The organism is Gynuella sp. (genome assembly GCF_050297175.1).
Lineage (GTDB): Bacteria > Pseudomonadota > Gammaproteobacteria > Pseudomonadales > Natronospirillaceae > Gynuella.
Map to the genome: position 1 here is coordinate 110173 of NZ_JBNKSF010000006.1, position 16907 is coordinate 127079.

12 protein-coding genes are annotated in these 16907 nt (G+C 48.7%); 7 read left to right on the top strand and 5 right to left on the bottom strand.

Going from position 1 to position 16907, the window contains the following annotated elements:
* Positions 1-84: 84 nt before the first annotated feature.
* Positions 85-1131: a LacI family transcriptional regulator gene (locus ACQY6I_RS00810; RefSeq protein ID WP_428239565.1), complete on the bottom strand. Its 1047-nt coding sequence runs from the start codon at positions 1129-1131 to the stop codon at positions 85-87.
* A 12-nt stretch (positions 1132-1143) separates the two neighbouring features.
* Positions 1144-3582 carry a glycosyl hydrolase 2 galactose-binding domain-containing protein gene (locus tag ACQY6I_RS00815; RefSeq protein ID WP_428239566.1) on the bottom strand — a complete coding sequence of 813 codons (2439 nt, stop codon included), beginning with the start codon at positions 3580-3582 and terminating at the stop codon, positions 1144-1146.
* A 344-nt stretch (positions 3583-3926) separates the two neighbouring features.
* Here ACQY6I_RS00815 and ACQY6I_RS00820 point away from each other — a divergent pair, with 344 nt between their 5' ends.
* The 4 genes from ACQY6I_RS00820 to ACQY6I_RS00835 all read left to right on the top strand — a co-directional run bounded on the left by ACQY6I_RS00820 (position 3927) and on the right by ACQY6I_RS00835 (position 7731).
* A complete protein-coding gene (locus tag ACQY6I_RS00820) occupies positions 3927-5189 on the top strand; it encodes an ABC transporter substrate-binding protein (protein ID WP_428239567.1) in 1263 nt (420 codons plus the stop codon).
* Positions 5190-5281: 92 nt separating this feature from the next.
* A complete protein-coding gene (locus ACQY6I_RS00825) occupies positions 5282-6196 on the top strand; it encodes a carbohydrate ABC transporter permease (protein WP_428239568.1) in 915 nt (304 codons plus the stop codon).
* The gene (locus ACQY6I_RS00830; protein ID WP_428239569.1) at positions 6193-7071 is read left to right on the top strand and encodes a carbohydrate ABC transporter permease; all 879 of its coding nucleotides are present in this window, start codon (positions 6193-6195) and stop codon (positions 7069-7071) included. The genes ACQY6I_RS00825 and ACQY6I_RS00830 overlap by 4 nt, the downstream gene beginning before the upstream one ends.
* A 222-nt stretch (positions 7072-7293) precedes the next feature.
* Positions 7294-7731 (top strand): hypothetical protein, encoded by a 438-nt coding sequence (locus tag ACQY6I_RS00835; protein ID WP_428239570.1) that lies wholly within the window; start codon positions 7294-7296, stop codon positions 7729-7731.
* Positions 7732-7782: 51 nt separating this feature from the next.
* Here ACQY6I_RS00835 and ACQY6I_RS00840 read toward each other — a convergent pair whose 3' ends face one another.
* Both ACQY6I_RS00840 and ACQY6I_RS00845 read right to left on the bottom strand, forming a co-directional pair.
* Positions 7783-8337: a YolA family protein gene (locus tag ACQY6I_RS00840; RefSeq protein WP_428239571.1), complete on the bottom strand. Its 555-nt coding sequence runs from the start codon at positions 8335-8337 to the stop codon at positions 7783-7785.
* A 126-nt stretch (positions 8338-8463) separates the two neighbouring features.
* Positions 8464-9426, bottom strand: a complete 963-nt coding sequence (locus ACQY6I_RS00845; protein WP_428239572.1) for a site-specific integrase — start codon at positions 9424-9426, stop codon at positions 8464-8466.
* Between the two features lie 989 nt (positions 9427-10415).
* Here ACQY6I_RS00845 and ACQY6I_RS00850 point away from each other — a divergent pair.
* Together ACQY6I_RS00850 and ACQY6I_RS00855 are read left to right on the top strand one after the other, a co-directional pair.
* Positions 10416-11324, top strand: a complete 909-nt coding sequence (locus ACQY6I_RS00850) for a DMT family transporter (protein ID WP_428239573.1) — start codon at positions 10416-10418, stop codon at positions 11322-11324.
* 531 nt (positions 11325-11855) lie between these two features.
* Entirely contained in the window at positions 11856-12878 is a 1023-nt protein-coding gene (locus tag ACQY6I_RS00855; RefSeq protein WP_428239574.1) for a DNA-binding protein, read from the top strand.
* Between the two features lie 56 nt (positions 12879-12934).
* On the opposite strand, the gene ACQY6I_RS00860 is transcribed toward ACQY6I_RS00855, so the two are convergent.
* The gene (locus ACQY6I_RS00860; RefSeq protein ID WP_428239575.1) at positions 12935-13741 is read right to left on the bottom strand and encodes an alpha/beta fold hydrolase; all 807 of its coding nucleotides are present in this window, start codon (positions 13739-13741) and stop codon (positions 12935-12937) included.
* Between the two features lie 750 nt (positions 13742-14491).
* On the opposite strand from ACQY6I_RS00860, the gene ACQY6I_RS00865 reads away from it, so the two are divergent.
* On the top strand, positions 14492-16879 hold the full coding sequence (locus ACQY6I_RS00865) for a TonB-dependent siderophore receptor (RefSeq protein ID WP_428239576.1): 2388 nt from the start codon (positions 14492-14494) through the stop codon (positions 16877-16879).
* The last annotated feature ends 28 nt before the right edge of the window (positions 16880-16907 follow it).

Below are 16907 nucleotides of genomic sequence, written 5' to 3' on the forward strand. Positions count from 1 at the left end.
CTCTGGGAAGGGACGGAGTGGTGGGTAATTGTGTATTAACATGATTGCCGGCCGGATTGATGCGCCGGCAATCATTGGGTCAGTTCAGTCGCCGGTACGGTCAATAAATTCTGCCGTTTCAATCACCTGTAGCTGGGATGCGGGAGTGTTTTGCTCCAGCTGGGCCAGTAGCAGGCGGCTGAGTTCACGCCCCACTTGGTGCAGATCCTGGTGAAAACCACAAATAGGAACACGGAAGTACTCCGGCAATGGACTGGTTTCCATGGTGACAACATCGCAATCAATGCCAATCTGAACGCCGGCATCATGCAATCCGGCCATGATTCCCATGGCTGAGATTTCGGTACCGCAAATGTACCCGTCTGGGTTCCATTCGCTGTTATTGAGCTGTTGCGCCAGAGACCGATAGTCGACGGCATTGCTTTCAATGCATATTTGTCGATGCTCAGTATAGGGTAGGCCGGCTTCCTGCAAGGCACGTTTAAAACCCGTCAGCCGGTGCCAGCTGAAGAGAAACTCCTTAGGTGGAGTCAACATCATCAGGCGTTTGCGTCCTCGCTCGATCATAAAACGGGCAGCTCGATAACTGAAATCGGCATTATCGGTGTCGTAGAACGCATGTTGAAGGGAGAGTTCGGTACGACCAAATGTCACGAATGGAAAGTCTTCGGCATACAGATATTTCACTCGCTCATCCTGGCTGTGAGTGCTGTTCAGAATAATGCCATCCGCTAACCCATGTTCCACTACATATTTGACTGGATCGAGTTCATCCTGCTCTGGCCGGCGTGGAATGATGGTCAGGTGATATGGTGTATCTGTCAGTGCAGCGGTTAAGCCTTCAATTAATGGCAGAGTTCCCACGTCACCAACAATCTCCCCTGGTTTCAGAACCGGCATGATCAGTGCGATAACATGGGTTTTACCGGTTTTTAAGCCAAGGCCAGAAGTGTTGGGACGATATCCAAGCTCCCGGGCGACTTTTTGAACCCGGGCAATGGTATCCGGTCTGACCTCGTCGCCGTTTTTAAGGGCACGGGATACCGTGGTGATCGATAACCCTAAATGTTCCGCCAGGGTTTTGAGAGTGGTCCTCGGCCGACCTGGAAGAGTATTCTTTGATTGCTCCATGGCTATAACTGTCTACGATTGATAGCTTTGTACCAGATGGTTCAAGCTGGGGTTAGTGGAAATGGGTTGTTCACCTTGCCAATAAAACCGTCTTGCAACCCCTGGTAGCAGTGTCACACTGTTGTCACTCCAGTGACCATTACCAAGCGTACCAAGGGTTACAAAATGTGCAGGTTTATCTGTTGTCAGATCGACATGAACCGTTTGTTTGTCCTGTCCGATCTCCAGCTGAACCTGAGCGGATGGCAGATTCAGGCGTTTCCAGAGGTCAAAGTAGGCTGTCGCTTCGCAATCGAATGATTGAGTTCCAACAGAGGCAAATGCTGTGGCCCAGGCGAATTCTGAAGCCGGTTGATCAGACTCATAGTTCGCTAATACCAGGCTCGCACCAGCCGGGATTGTAAGTTCAAGTGTCTGTTGTTTAAGTGATTTGCCGGCAAGATCGAACACTGACCACGTGCCTTTGAGCCGCGCCGGTTCTGTTAAATCATTCACGGCCGTCAGTTTCTGGTGGCGCCCCTGGCCAATCCAGAAAATCTGCACCGGTTGATAAAAGCGGCGGGCATGATAATGCATCTGTTTCCAGCCACCGCCATATTCCAGACTGCTCCACGAGGCCACCGGCCAGTTGTCGTTGAGTTGCCAGTAAAGCGTGCCCATGCAGTGCGGGCGTAGGGTGCGCCAGTATTCGATAGCGGTTTTCATGGCCACGGCCTGTTGTACCTGGCTCAAGTAAAGAAATTGCTCGAACCCCGTTGGAAAACGAAAGTAACGGGTGAACATCTCGGTAATGATCGAGTTGCCGGCGGGGTTCTTTTGGTGAACTTCCATGACCGGGCTGGTCACGTTGTGGTCTTCGGGCAGAGTAAACTGCTTGACCAGTTCTAGCGACGGGAAAGACTGGTAGCCGAACTCAGAACAGAAGCGGGGTTTGATGTCATAGTAAGCAGAAAAGGACTTCCCGGAGTGCCATACATCCCAATAATGCATGTCGCCTTTGTTGTCGTCATGCCAGGCATCACCGAAATCAAGCTCACCGTTGCATGGGGAGCTGGGCCAGAATAGCCGGCTGGTATCGGCTCCCAGTACGCTTTCCTCCAATACCCGGCTGAGCCGATCGTAGTTAACGAGATATTTTTCGCGGTTATTACGGGAGGTCTCATACCAGTTGATGGCGCCGATGACTTCATTGTCACCACACCATAGCGCGATACAGCCATAAGATTGAAGGCGACGGATCTGCCAATCGATCTCCGGGCGAATGTCATTGATAAAATCTGTGGTGCTGGGATACAGCGAACAGGAAAACATCAGGTCCTGCCAGACCAACAATCCCAGTTCTTCACAAGTCTGGTAAAAAGTATCGTGTTCATAAAAACCACCCCCCCAGACCCGAATCATATTCATGTTGGCTGCCGCAGCGGATTCCAGTAGCTGTCGGTAGCGGGCAGGTGTCTGGCGGGCAGGGAATGCGTCCGCAGGAATCCAGTTGGCTCCTTTGGCGAAAATCTCCACATCGTTGACCACTACGCACATACGACTTCCGGCGTCATCAGGACTCAGATCCCAATGTAGCGAACGCAAGCCGATATGGCGGCACCAGTGCTGATCGTGCAGGTATGCCTCGAGGGTGTAGAGGGGTTGTTCGCCATAACCGGAGGGCCACCATAATCTGGGGTTGTCGATATCCACTTCGGCTGTGCCTTGGTGCTGTCCGGGACTGAAAGTCATCAGTTCTGGCGGGGCATCTGTCAGGCAGATTTCCATAACCTCCTCGCTGTCATCCGGTCCCCAGGTATCGACTGTTATGGTCAGGCGAACGTGATCCGGCCCATGCTTCTGGGTTACCCGAATACTGTCAATTAATCTGCCCTGATGAAAATACAGGACAGGGGAGGCATAGACCCCCATTGACATCAGACAGATTCCCCAATCCCAGCCGGCATCGCATTGGGTTTTCCGGACGGTATTCATAAATGGAATCTGATTATTGGTTTCACTGTAAGGTACCGGAAAGGGCAGGGCTTCAGCCCGTTTGCGGCCCAGCTCGGCATTATCATGAAATGTGATCGTCAGACGATTGCTGCCGACTTTGAGAGCTTTGTGTACATCCAGGTGAAAACGACGGAAGAAATTAGCGATTTCGCCCACAGTCTGACCGTTTATGGCAACCGTTGCATGCGTGTCGATGAACTCCAGCCGAAGTGTTGCACAGCGGTTTTGCAAGTCACGCTCAGTCACATCGAAATTGGTTTCAATCACCCAATTGCGCTGATGGACCCATTGCACGCTGGCTTCGTTGTCCCGATAGAACGGATCGGGTAGCTGATCGTGATCCATTAACACCTGATGAATATCAACAGGAACATGGGCGCTGAAGATCTGATCTGTCCGACCGGCTTCATAGATGCTCCAGGATTGATCAAAGGTAATGTGTCTATGGGCCCCCATAGCTGGCTCCTGCGGCTGTACAGTCTTAAAGGATAGTATGATACGCAGTCTTTGCTAGAAATGGCAACGTTACGATTTTCGTAAGCTTGAATCTTCTTTAAATAAATTACATTAATGTTTAAAAATCAAAATAAATATTAATAAAAACAATAGGTTATATTGTTTAGTTAAAGTTAAATATTGATTTTAAAATAATTCATGTTTGACATTGTTTTTTTTGTAACGTTACGATTAAATCAATAGGTCGCCGTTTTTGACAAGATGCGGAGTATCGTTGGCGTTGACGAAGGCAGCTTCATGGTGATGTACCGAGATCACACAAAACAATAACAAGAGGATCACCTATGAATACCACCTATGCCGTTATGGCAGGTTTAATGCTGGGTTCTTTGTCTGTTTTTCCGGCGCTGGCGGCTGAGCCGGGCTGGCAGATTTCCGACGTTAGCGGAAGTATTACGTTTTATACCGCCCGCACTGATTTGATTGAACAGGGACATTATGATCGTTGGGAAAAAGCATTTAAGGAAAAGTATCCAGCAGTCACTGATGTCGAAGTGATCGGCCTGACGGATTATCCAGGGCAAATTCAGCCACGCATGCAAAGCAAAGATTTTGGTGATGTGGTTTTGATTCTGGATTCAATTCCACGGGATCAGTATGGTTATTTTTTTGAACCACTGAATGATATTGGTCTGAAGGGGGAGATCTATTTTGAAGATTTTTGGTCTCTCAATGGCAAGGATTATGGCTATACCCAGGGCGTTTCGACTGAAGGTCTTGTGTACCACAAACCCACACTGAAAAAAGCCGGGATCAGCGTGCCTTTAAACACGCTGGATCAGTGGTATGACGCTGCTGCCACACTCAAGCAATCGGGCTCAGTGCCGTTGGCCATCAATATGGGGGCTGGCTGGACCATGCAGCAATGGGACAAGCTGTCTGGCCTGATTGCCGGTGATTACGGTCACTTCGATGACATGCTTAAGATTCCGGCGCCTTACGCAAAAGGAGAACCAAACCGTAAAGCCCTCGATGTTGTTAAAACCTTCTTTGATAGCGGCTGGACTGAGCCTGATTACGTCTCCAACAACTGGGAGGAGTCCAAAGGCAAGGTTGCCACAGGTGAATATGCCATGTGGTTCCTGGGTAACTGGTCTATTCCACAGGTCGGCGGTTATAACGACAACTGGCGCGAGGAAATCGGATTCATGCCGATTCCGGTGGATAACTCCGGGCAGCCGGTGGTGTTGTTTGGCCATGATTGGGCTTATGGCGTGAGTGCTTTTTCGAACAACAAAACCACCGCCAAAGCCTGGGTTCGTTTTTTACTGGCCGAAACCGATTTTGCTGACGCCGCAGGCTTCATTCCTACCATGAAAAATCAGCACTCCAGCATGCCGCAGTTGGCGGAAATCATGTCCTACCATCCCAAAGTGATAGAAGTGAAAGCGGTCTCTTCTCAGTTTACCGAAGTCGCCAACCGTGCCCGGCTGGATATTTTTTCCGGTACTTATATTCGCGATCTGCTAGTGGCCAAAGACTTTGATGGCGAAATCAATCGGATAAATCGCCGTTGGGCCACCGCTGTACGGCGAGTGATGCATTAACCCTTCTCCCTTTACCCGCTTCATTCCGGTGGGCGGACTCTGTCAATCTGAAGACTGGCTGCCGGTCTGGCAGTCATTGTTGGAGCATCATTATGGAGACAACCCTGTCATTAACGACCAGCATAGAACGCAAAACCCTGAGTGATGTTGCTCAGCGGCGTCTGATTATCATACTGTTTCTGGCTGTACCGTTGAGCTTATTGGCGATATTTTCATTTTACCCGGCAGCCCGGTTGGTTTACCTGAGCCTAATGGATTGGGATGGATTTTCACCTGATATGGACTTTGCCGGACTGGCCAATTACATCGAAATTCTGTACTGGGACCCGGATCTGCTGGCACCTTTGTTAAACAGTATTTATTACTTCGCCGGTTCGCTTGTACAGCTGGCTCTGGCCTTGTGGTTTGCCGTTGTTCTGAACCAGAAACTGCTGGGACATAATTTTTTCAAGATTCTGTTGTTTCTGCCTTTTGTATTGAATCAGGTGGCATCGGCATTTGTATTTCGAGTGTTTTTTCAGGTGGATGGTGGCCTGGATTCATTTCTGGGCATGATTGGTCTGAGCCAATGGAGCCAGCCCTGGCTGATGGACAGAGATGTCGTTCCCTGGTCACTGGTTGGTGCCTCGGTCTGGCGTTATCTCGGATTTAATCTGGTCGTGTTTTACGGTGCCCTGCAGTCCATTCCCACAAACCTCTATGAGGCTGCCACAATTGATGGAGCCAATGAGTGGCAGCAGTTCCGCTTTATCACATTACCGGCCATCAAATTGATGATTATGTTGCAGATGTTGCTGGCCCTGGTTGGTTCTCTGGAGGTGTTCGAAATACCGCTGCTGATTACCGATGGTGCCAATGGCACCAAAACCTTTGTGATGGCGACCGTAGAGCAGGCTTTTGAATTTCAAAGCTTTGGCGTGGCCTCTGCCATGGCGGTGTTATTGCTGGTAGTGGTTCTGGCTTTTCTACTGGTCCAGAAAACCCTGAATCAGGAGAAAATGTTATGACTGGCCGCTCTCAACGCCGAATCTTCAAATGGTTACAGCGCCAGACGCCATCGAGTCTGTTCTGGTGGTTGGTCAAATACCTCTCGTTATTGTTTGCTGTGATGGCAGTATTGGTGCCGCCCTATGCGGTGGTAGTCACTTCCTTTAAAACCAAAGAGGAATACCTGGCCACCGGAGCGATGGTGTCGCCTCAGAACTGGTTTAATTTTGAAAACTATCTGACGGTTTTTCAGCAGGGACATTTGGGACTCGCATTTCTAAACACCGCCATTATTCTGATTTCGACGCTGGTGATCGTCGTGGTGATGGGCACGATGGTGGCCTATATCGTATCCCGTTTTGAATTTCGTGGGCGTTCGGTGGTGTTGATGGCTTATATCGTGGCCATGGTTGTGCCTTATGTCACCACTCAAGTGGCCACTTTTGAAATTATCCGCGGATTGGGGCTGATCAATAATAAACTGTCGCTGATCTTGCTGTATTCCGGTGTCGATGTGGTGACCATATACATTTATTTGCAGTTTGCCCGCAACATTCCGAAGGAGCTTGATGAGGCGGCCATCATGGAAGGTGCCGGTTATTTCACCATCTACCGTAAAGTGATTTTTCCGCTGTTGTGGCCGGCGACGGCAACGGTAGTGATTTTAAAATCCATCATGATCTACAACGACTTTTACCTGCCGTTTTTGTACTTGACCGATCAGGATCAGAAGACCGTTTCCACAGTACTGTATGGCTTTACCAATCTGTTTGGTACCAACTATGCCGAAATCTCGGCCGGGATTGTGCTGATCGTCATACCGTCGCTGATTCTGTTTTTTGTCATGCAGAAACAGATTTTCAATGGTGTCACCCATGGATCGGTAAAAGGATGATGGTCAAAACGCGACAAAATGAGCCGGCTGCGGCAATGCTGATCACCCTGGCCGGTTAGTTCTGGCCGCTCTGTTGATTATGTTTGCGGTAGGAGGGTTGTACAGGTGCGCAGCGCGTCTGGTGGACGGCAGAATCTCTCATACATAAGCACGAAAAACTCGTGATTGGTACTGCCTTTGCGATGCTGTTGATCGTCTTCAACCCAACAGCGGGGAGGTTGTATGCGAATAGATGCAGGAGTTAATGCCAGTCAATTGGCACAGGCAATGTCGTCGGTTAATCAAGTGAAATCCAATGCCACGAATTCGAACAGCGATGTGCAGCGTTCAGCAACAAACAATGTTGAGCGGCTGGATTTCAGTAACATGAGCCGGGCAGAAATGCGCACCTGGATCAACAACGAAATAAAAAGTGGCCAGATGGACCTGGATGACAGCAGTGCTTTGATGGCCATGACCATGAAGATTCCGGTTGGCGGTGCTGGTGAGGTTGCTGTGGAAGGTGACAACGAGCGCTTTGACTTTGTGCAAAAGGCGATTGATGGTATGGATGCGGCGTTGTCAAATCATGATCAGGCCAGCTATGAGCGGCTCAGTATGGCAGTGCAAACCATGCAGCAGGCCCAGGGGGGAATCGCCAGTCTGGATCTTCATGTTTGATTCGATGACGGGGTGTTGTCATCGTCCTGATATAACATCCCGCCAGATTCTTCAACGAATATTGATTTGTACGTTCATCGTATTCCACGGTGAATTGGTGGAGGTGTTGCGGTATTTGAACGTACCGCTCTGGTTGCCATCCAGATTAAATTCCCGCAAGAAACCTACGACCGTCTGGCCTGCCGTGCAAGGCCAGGTATAGTAACCGCCAGTGACGCAGACGGTGGTGTTGGAATATTGCGCCGAACTAGGCAACAGGCTGCCATTCATCCAGGCAAATTCACTGTAGCCATAACCGATTTCCAAAACTGCCGCCCGCATCTGGCTGCCACCGTGATCACACGAGGTAATATATTTGCCAGCCGTGCCTTCCCAGCCGCAGTCTGATGAACCAACGGCATATACCCACATTTCTGTCAGTGGTGGTGCTGGTGCCAGCATGGCGGTATTTGATTCGGGTTTGAGCTGAACATCTGGAGGACTGATCTGACCGCTGTCCAGTCGGGGCAGGGCTTTGATGGCGCTTTGCTGCTCAGCTATGGCAGAAGTACCTGCTAATACAGCAATCATTGGCACTATTGCGATTAATAAGGTTTTGATGTGCATTGTGGAACACCTTTTAATAGTTGTTATAGGTACAACGGGTGTCACAGTAGTTTTGTTAACTAGTTAACACACTCATTCATTTGACTGAGAAGAAGTAAGGCATTGGAAAGGCCTGTCTTTTGGTGGTTACTCCGGCAGGGTTTCTGTTGTATCGAAAGTCACTGATTTGCCGGACAGCGCCCTCATCGAAGCAAATGGATCACGTGATTCGACATATTTCAACGCCGTTTGGGCATCGCGCCAGCCGACGTATGCCATCAGTGTTTTGGTGTCCCAACCATTGCTCGCGGCCCAGGTTGCGAAGCCACGCCGCAAGGAATGACTGGTAAACACTTCAAATCCGGCAATGCCGGCGCTTTTAAATAGCTTGCGTATTAGTTTTCCGAGGCTGTTTGGATGCATTGCCTCAGCATGTAAGTTGCCCCAGCGATCAATTTTCCGAAACATTGGCCCGTTGACGATACCGCTTTCATCCAGCCACTGCCGAGATGCGGCAACGGGGCATAAGGCTTTTAGTGCGGGCACTGGATAGGTTTTGCCGATTTGCCGGCGGTCACCTTTGCTTCTGTCCAGATAAATGGCCATTTCACCATAATGACGAAATTCGATATCTGCCACGTCAATGCGACACAATTCCTCGCTTCTGAAAGCACGCCAGAATCCCAAGTACAACAACGCCCGATTTCTCAGTAGTTGCATATAAACAGAGGGATTTTTTCGCTGACAACTCAATTGCTGTTGAAACCACTCATCCAATTGCTGCAGCTGTTCAATAGAAATGGGGGAGGCTTGTTTGGGGCGATGGGGATGCTCTGCGCGTATACCTTTGAGCACTGCTTTGACCAGCGGTGAATCCGTAGGGTCCGGAAAGCCCTGATCCTGATGCCAGCGGGCGAGGGCTGAAACCCTGGTTTTTAACGAACTGAAGGCAAGTTTGTCGGCGTATTCCGCCAGGTACTCGGCAACATTATTCGCCGTAGCCGGCAGTAATCCTCCCCAATCTTCCTCGAAATGGCGGATGGCTGACTGATAGGTGACCCGGGTATTTTGCCGGGTGGCAGCTTTCAGGTAGCGGTCGATGTTTGCCATGGGAGAGGGGTTCCTGTTGTTGAAAAGAGAGGTGTTTTCATACTGTTTTTCAATTGCGCCACTTTGGTCAATGATGCTGAACCAGGATACCAGTGATGACTTCTCAGGTTTACCTGGTGACGAAATTAATAAGAGAGTTTTCAGTCCGTTGTCGTTGTCGAAACTCTGCCGGCGAACAATCAGCTTCCCGCCTAAAGACTTTACTGAAGTTTCGTTAACTCTTTGAAAGCAAGCTCAATATTCTGCGTGACGAACTTCCAAACCTGCAAGTGATTCTCAGCGATGGCGCTGACCCGCCTGCTGACCAACATTGTGCCTGATGGTCAAGATAGCTAGAAACAAGGCACGCCGTGGCATTCGACTTGGGTGTACCGTCTTATCAATGGTCAGTAATGCGTAGTGCATATGGGGTGGTCATCCCCCTGTCATCCGGCTGTGGAGTGGAGTGTGATGTCCTAACTGGTATATTCCAATGTATCTTCAATCGATGATGTCAGTGGTCGTATGTTGGCCGCAGACCTGTTCACTGAACAGATAATGTTCAGGTAGGCAAATTACCTGCTATAACGGGTCATAAAGTAGCCGATGCTTTTGCGAAGCACTATATATAGTCACCCAGTAGTATTTAATAGTCTGACATCAGACGAGTTTGGTCAGAGACTGGCACCGAGTTGGTTGTCGGTTGCCTGGCCAACGCACTCGCCACAAATACTGCTATCGATCAGTGCATAGTGTATAAAAGCTGCTCGAAATTTAGCTTTGGGTTGTTAGGCAGTGGCTGTCTGGCCTGAGTATTTAATCCCTCACGTCACCAGGCCGGAATGACAGCTTGGCTGATGGTAGTGGCCTGGTTTATTCGCTTGAATGCGTATTGAAGCAGAGAATGAAGTCGCTTAACGGCGTATTCCTTAACGTATTTGCGTCTGGATCATGCGATTGATACCTGGCGTGTGTAATTGGTAAACAACACAAATAGCAGGATGTTAATCATGACAATTCGCACAGCTTCGCCTTTGACCTGGTGGCTCTTTGTTGTAACGGCTGTTGCCATGCTGGCCTTTGCAGCCAACTCGCTGTTGACGCGAATGGCATTGCAAGAGACTCCTATTGATCCGGCAAGTTTTACGGCGGTAAGGCTGATTGGTGGAGCCCTTACGTTGGCTTGTGTTCTTGCTATTAAAGGTCAGCGCCCCAGTGTGACCCCTTCCGGCATGTTGTCTGCGGTATTGCTTTTTATCTATGCGGCAGCGTTTTCTTTTGCTTATCGTGGAATGGATGCAGGTGCAGGGGCGCTGGTATTGTTTGCTTCATCACAGTTGTTGATGATTGGGTTTGGGGTTTTTCGTGGCGAAAAAACCAGTTTGTGGGGGGTAGTATTGGCATTGGGCGGGTTGGTTGTATTCCTTATGCCCTCAGATACAGCTCCTCCACTGATTTACTCGGTCTTGATGCTTGTTGCCGGTCTGGCGTGGGGAGGGTTCTCTGTACTTGGCCGTGACAGTGGAGCCGCACTTGTCAGCACTGCAAACAGTTTTATTTTGGCTGTTCCATTGTCATTGCTGCTGTTATGGCAGCAGTGGGATCGATTGGAGATAAATGTGATTGGAGCCGGCTATGCTTTGTTATCCGGTTGCGTTACATCTGCCTTGGGGTATGTGATTTGGTATTGGGTACGAACTCGAATGGCGGCTATAACCGCTGGTACTGTTCAGCTGACCGTCCCGATATTAAGTGCAATACTCGGACTGCTGCTACTGGATGAAACTCTAACGCTCAGAAGTATCTTGGCATCTGGCGTGGTATTGCTAGGAGTGGGGCTGACAATCTGGACCACTCGTGCTGCAAAGAAGGCCAGTAAAAAGGCACCGGCCCAGTCAGGCTCGCATGATTCAGACTAAAGACATCAACCTCAACACAATACTTTTTGAATCACCGCCATGGCCAGAAAACCCAGCCCGATAGGGAAGGTCTCCCAAATTAAAGTCTAGGGCTCTGAAACTCCCAGATTTTTCGACCGGACATGACTTGTCAGTTAGATCATGGAATCTGAGGGGGCTATAGAGGTTTGGGCTTATTACCTGAAAGCAGCGAGTTACCTGAAAGCAGGGAGCCGCCTTAAGCTTGTCCTCAAACCTGTACTAAAGCATTTCAGCCCTTTGTGTCCTTCAAAGGCTATTCTTTTTGAGCCAGCCCTCCACCGAATCACTTCAAACTCCCTGCTGTAACCATCGTGTACAACTCTCCCTTATCCATCTTCATTTTGTGTACAAAATGACACCGTTGGGTCGACGTTTATAACTCAAAGGCTCAATAATTTTAATTTATTGAATTTTAAAAAATGAAATTTTTATAGAAATATATTTGATATTATAGTATGTATTTACATATTACGTAATACAGTATGAAATAATCAGAGAGAGGAATCCAGCATGGCCAGAGGCGGTATAACTAAGATCAATGTGATGGATGCCAGAACCCGTCTGCTGGCTCGTGGTGAGCGTGCAAGTATTGATGCAGTACGTATTGAATTGGGTAATACCGGCTCTCGCAGCACGATTCATCGGTATTTGAAGGAAATAGAAGAGGGCGACAAGCAGACTCTTCGGGATGAATCATTTTTGTCTGATGAAATCAAAAAACAGGTCATACAGCTGGCCACGTTGCTGCATGAGGAGGCCTCTGAGGTGGTCCGACAACAGTCGGATCAGTACGAATCGGAATTGCAGTTGCTGCGTGAATCGCTACAGGCAAGTGAGGATCAAGTTAAAACAATGGCGGCCGAACTCGAACAGCAGCACCATCAACTGGAGCAGCTGCAGCAGGAAAATACCGCGTTACAGCAAAGCAACCAAGCATTGACCGTGCAGCAGGAACTTGCCCGGCAACAGCAGCAGCATCTGGAACAGCAGGTAAGCCGGCAGCAACAGCATATTGAGTCTCTGGAAGATAAGCATCGTCAGGCTAGAGATTCTCTCAATCATTATCGCGAATCTGTCAAAAACCATAATGAACAGATGCAGCGTGAGCATGATCGGGCTTTGCAGCAGGCTCATGCCGAAGTGAGGGAGCTTAAACAAAGTATCTCTGTCAAGCAGGATGAATTGACCCGGGCAACCTCTGAGCAGGCCCGGCTATTCAGTCAGTTATCGGAAAGTCGTCAGCAGAACAGTCGCCTGGACCAGGTTGTGAGTGAACAGCGCAAAACCTATGACCGTCAAAGCCAACATGTTGGACAACTGGAGCAGCGGCTATCCGGACAGGATCAGCAGCTGTCGGATTTGAGGCAAAAGCTTGCGCAGCTCGAATTGTTGGAAGTACAGGTGCCCACATTAAAAGCGGAACTTGCGGTCAAAGATGCATTGATCCGCGAGTATATGACCGCCGGGGATGGGGATGACCCGTCTTTGCAACCAGATTCTGGGCCGGTATCCTCGTCAGAACCGGAGGATTAATTAATCCAGCGGTTACGATGTCGCTGGATTTCGTAACAGTCGTGCTTTGGAAACAGCTAGTTAAATTTTTCCGGATAAGTATACCGGACACGAATTGCCCACTCGGACACCATTGAGGAAACCAGTTCCTGTTGATCAAGGTGTAAAGTATGGCCGGCACCATCAATAATTGCGAATGTGGATCTGGGATATAGCGATAGTATCGCGAGGGCATCCTCATACCCGACCATGTTATCCTGGCGTGCCGTCAGGATGAGGGTGGGAACATCGGAACTCATATCGCTGCTTTGAAGGCTGATGCTACCGTTATTGTCAATGTGCTTCACCGCCTCAGGGTTGAAAGACTGTAAACCGGGCAGAATATATTGTTCGAACAATTTCCAGTTCTGTTCGTTTCTAATCACGGCGGTATGTTCATATGCATGGCGATCACCAGTGCTGATGGTCTTCATAAAAGCGTTGTCTTCGCATAGGACGGTTGCTTGTGGCAGGGTTCTCTTGTTCATGTCAACAACAATTTCCGGGCACAAAAGGAACATACCAATCACCTGTTGGGCATACTCAGTCGCAATCGCTCTGGCCAGCATGGCGCCAAAAGAATATCCCACCAGGACAAAAGCAGAGTCACCAATTGTTTCGTCAACAAATTGCTTTATTGCATCCAGAACGGTTTGGGCGCTATCAACGTTGGGCATATCCCGGCTTTGACCCATGCCAGGCAGATCCAGGTAAATGCGTTTCCAACATCCATCTCTGGCGAATACAGAATCGAATACCAGCAGAGATCGATGATCCAGTGGAAAGCCATGAAGAAACAGAACAGGAACACCTTCACCGTTGGTCACAGAATATAATTCAGTCATTTCTGAAGCCTTAATTATTAAGGAGCCTTTGATTTTTACCTCAAAACACGATCATTCGTTGACACAACTCATAACAAGCTTGAATTTGGAGCATATTTGTCCCATGAACTGGTCAATTTTCTTGAGATTTGAGCCAACCCCCTAGCTCCATTGTCATCGATGCATTATGTGACACTCGTTTGTGCCGTTATCAGTTTGCCGACTCTGGCAACCTGAAAAGGAGGGGGTTGTCGGACTTGTCCTTCGTCTATGGTGGCGATGAGGTCATCAGAGCGTTTCAAAAATCAGCAGAGTGGGGCTTGGAAGATCCAAGATAGTAGCCGGAAAAGAAGCGGACGTGGATGAAGTTCTGGCATTTGCCGTCAGGCAGACTCACCAATTTGATGTCTATATGGCAAGCCATAGATCCCAAGAAAATTAATATACTTCAGCTCATGCCGGCTCTTGATAGAGGATTAACACTGCCGGTTAGGGGCGCTAGTGTCTCTGCCGTGCAGCCTGTGTGGAAAATAACGGACCATTGGAACCCTCATCTGCGTATTCATAAATATCAATAAAATCAATGGTTTAAATTCATTCTGGCGTTTTTTGTGTCGTTATCGGTTTTTGTGAGCTGTCGCCTGTCTGCGGTATTTTGATAATAGTTATCATTCATAATTAAATTGCAAACAAATATGATAATTATTATCATTAAAAATCTAACAGGGCTCTTACGCTTTATCCATCAGGAATAACAGGCTTATTTTCCATATGAACAAATCTCTGCTGGCAGCAGCCATCGCTCAAGAAGTGCGACGTGCCATGCACGTGCTTTGTGCCGCGTCTATCATGATCATTCCGGTGTACAGTTTGTCCGAAGAAACAACGGATGAGCAGGGCAGCGCGGAAGAATCAGCGTCACAACAATTAAAAACTCTACGTATACAAGGTACCCGACTGAATCGTTATCAGTTTGATGAAGCCAATTCGGCGACCGGGTTTAATATTGATGTTGATGAATTGCCGCGTTCGGTACAGGTGTTACCGGAGCAGATTATTCAGGATCAAAACGCCGAAACGCTGGAGGATGTTCTGCAGAACGTTGCGGCGATTACCAGAGCGCACGGCTTTGGCGGTACCGAGAGCCAGGTCAATATTCGTGGATTCACCAACAGCTATTTGTTTGTGGATGGCAATCCGGTCAGCAACCGTTTCAATGTGGATGTGGCCACAATCGAACGGGTGGAAGTGATTTTAGGGCCAGCGTCTGTTCTGCATGGTCAGGTCAGTCCGGGTGGGTTGATCAACATTGTTACCAAAAAGCCTCAAGCGGAACGTGCCAACAATGTGCAGCTGGATTTGGATCAGTATGGTCAGAGAAAAATCACCGCTGACAGCACTGGTTCCGTCACTGATTCCATTCAATACCGCATCATCGTCGCCCGTGAGGATTCAGATACATTTCGTGAAGTGCAGACTGAAGACGGCAAAACGAGCGTCACCCGGGAAACATTAACCATTGCGCCTTCGATCAGCTTTACCCCCAACCTGGATAACACCATCACCCTGAGCTATTTGTATTCCGATCAAAGTCTGCCCATTGATCGCGGTAATGTGGCGGTGGCGGATGAAAACGGTGATATCAGCATTGCCGATATTCCGGTCGAGCGTCGTCTAGGTAGCAAATATGACAACCGTGACAGTACCGAGCACAAAATTCAGCTGGATTTTGACCACACATTTATGAGCGGCTGGAAGAACAAACTGAAAACCGGTTACTACCAGAAAGAATTTGAAGACTACCAGGCGCGTCCTTATCGCGGGCTGAGCGACAGCTGGACCGGCGGCACTGGCACGGTGGATTTATCCGATCTGGCGACATTGGGATCATTTACCAGTTCAATGCAGGGGTCTTCTGTGCAGTCCAACGGGTTGCTGGTACGTACTGCTGACTCCAATCTGGATGTCACTGAAAGCAATCTGTTTGTTTCCAACAGTTTGAGCGGTGATTACCGGATTGCGGGTATTCAGAATACCCTGTACTTCGGCGGCAACATCAACCAGCGTAAGGTTGACCACTCCGACGGTTTTGCACTGCAGGATGTATCCAATATCTTTGGTGCCGGTGCATATGCTCCAGTATTTGACGTGATCGATATTTATAGCAATAGCAATCCAGCCTACAGCAAAGCCGACCAGACTGTGGTTAGCGAAAACAGCGCTGAGTATCTGGAAATGGGATTATCACTGCAAAATCTGGCAAAACTGACTGAGCGTATGAATCTGCTGACCGGTCTCCGTTATGACCGCTTCGAAATTGATCGTAATGACACAATCTATTATCAGCAGCAAGCTAACGGAACCTTTGTCAAACAGGAAGATCCGCAGAAGGTCAAGCTGAGCGGTTCCAACGATAATTTCAGCGGCCAGGCCGGTCTGATGTATGACCTGACCAAAACCGTATCTGTTTATGGTTCCTGGGCAGAGTCGTTTACACCGAACTATCCGGATGTCACAGCCGGGCAAGTAACCGGTGACGACAATATGGACCCTGAAGAGGCCACTCAGTATGAAGTAGGAATCAAATCCAGTCTGCTGAATGACAAACTGCGTCTGGGGTTATCGTTGTACCAGCTGGAACGCTATAACGTGATGACCTTTGAAAACCTGGAAGCCAAATTAAACGGCAAAGAAGAAACCAAAGGGCTTGAGCTGACATCCACCATGCAGTTTGTACCGGGGCTCAACGTATTGGCCAGTTACACCAAAATTGATTCAGAAATCGTTGATGACAATAATGACAGTGTCGATCGGGAAGGAAATCGTCCCTACGGTGTACCTACCGACAAATTGCGCTTATGGGGTTCTTACGAGTTCCAGAATGGCAGGTTCAAGAGTCTGGGTTTTGGTCTTGGCATGGAGTATGTCAGTGATCGTTATGGTGATGACGACAACAGTTTTAAGTTGCCGGCGTATACGGTATTTGACATGTCTTCCTGGTACCACATCCCGTTTGGCAAGGATGACCAGCTCAGAGTACAGGCCGGCGTGAAAAACCTGACTGATGAGACTTATTACACTGCAAATCTGGGTAATGCTTATCGCATCAACGTCGGTAATCCACGAACATTTTACGTATCTGCCAGCGTCGATTTTTAAAACGATTATTGGCTGAAACTTAAGGAAG

Coding starts and splice junctions, on each gene's coding strand:
- ACQY6I_RS00810 (WP_428239565.1), bottom strand. CDS start 1,131: ATGGAGCAATCAAAGAATACTCTTCCAGGTCGGCCGAGGACCACTCTC.
- ACQY6I_RS00815 (WP_428239566.1), bottom strand. CDS start 3,582: ATGGGGGCCCATAGACACATTACCTTTGATCAATCCTGGAGCATCTAT.
- ACQY6I_RS00820 (WP_428239567.1), top strand. CDS start 3,927: ATGAATACCACCTATGCCGTTATGGCAGGTTTAATGCTGGGTTCTTTG.
- ACQY6I_RS00825 (WP_428239568.1), top strand. CDS start 5,282: ATGGAGACAACCCTGTCATTAACGACCAGCATAGAACGCAAAACCCTG.
- ACQY6I_RS00830 (WP_428239569.1), top strand. CDS start 6,193: ATGACTGGCCGCTCTCAACGCCGAATCTTCAAATGGTTACAGCGCCAG.
- ACQY6I_RS00835 (WP_428239570.1), top strand. CDS start 7,294: ATGCGAATAGATGCAGGAGTTAATGCCAGTCAATTGGCACAGGCAATG.
- ACQY6I_RS00840 (WP_428239571.1), bottom strand. CDS start 8,337: ATGCACATCAAAACCTTATTAATCGCAATAGTGCCAATGATTGCTGTA.
- ACQY6I_RS00845 (WP_428239572.1), bottom strand. CDS start 9,426: ATGGCAAACATCGACCGCTACCTGAAAGCTGCCACCCGGCAAAATACC.
- ACQY6I_RS00850 (WP_428239573.1), top strand. CDS start 10,416: ATGACAATTCGCACAGCTTCGCCTTTGACCTGGTGGCTCTTTGTTGTA.
- ACQY6I_RS00855 (WP_428239574.1), top strand. CDS start 11,856: ATGGCCAGAGGCGGTATAACTAAGATCAATGTGATGGATGCCAGAACC.
- ACQY6I_RS00860 (WP_428239575.1), bottom strand. CDS start 13,741: ATGACTGAATTATATTCTGTGACCAACGGTGAAGGTGTTCCTGTTCTG.
- ACQY6I_RS00865 (WP_428239576.1), top strand. CDS start 14,492: ATGAACAAATCTCTGCTGGCAGCAGCCATCGCTCAAGAAGTGCGACGT.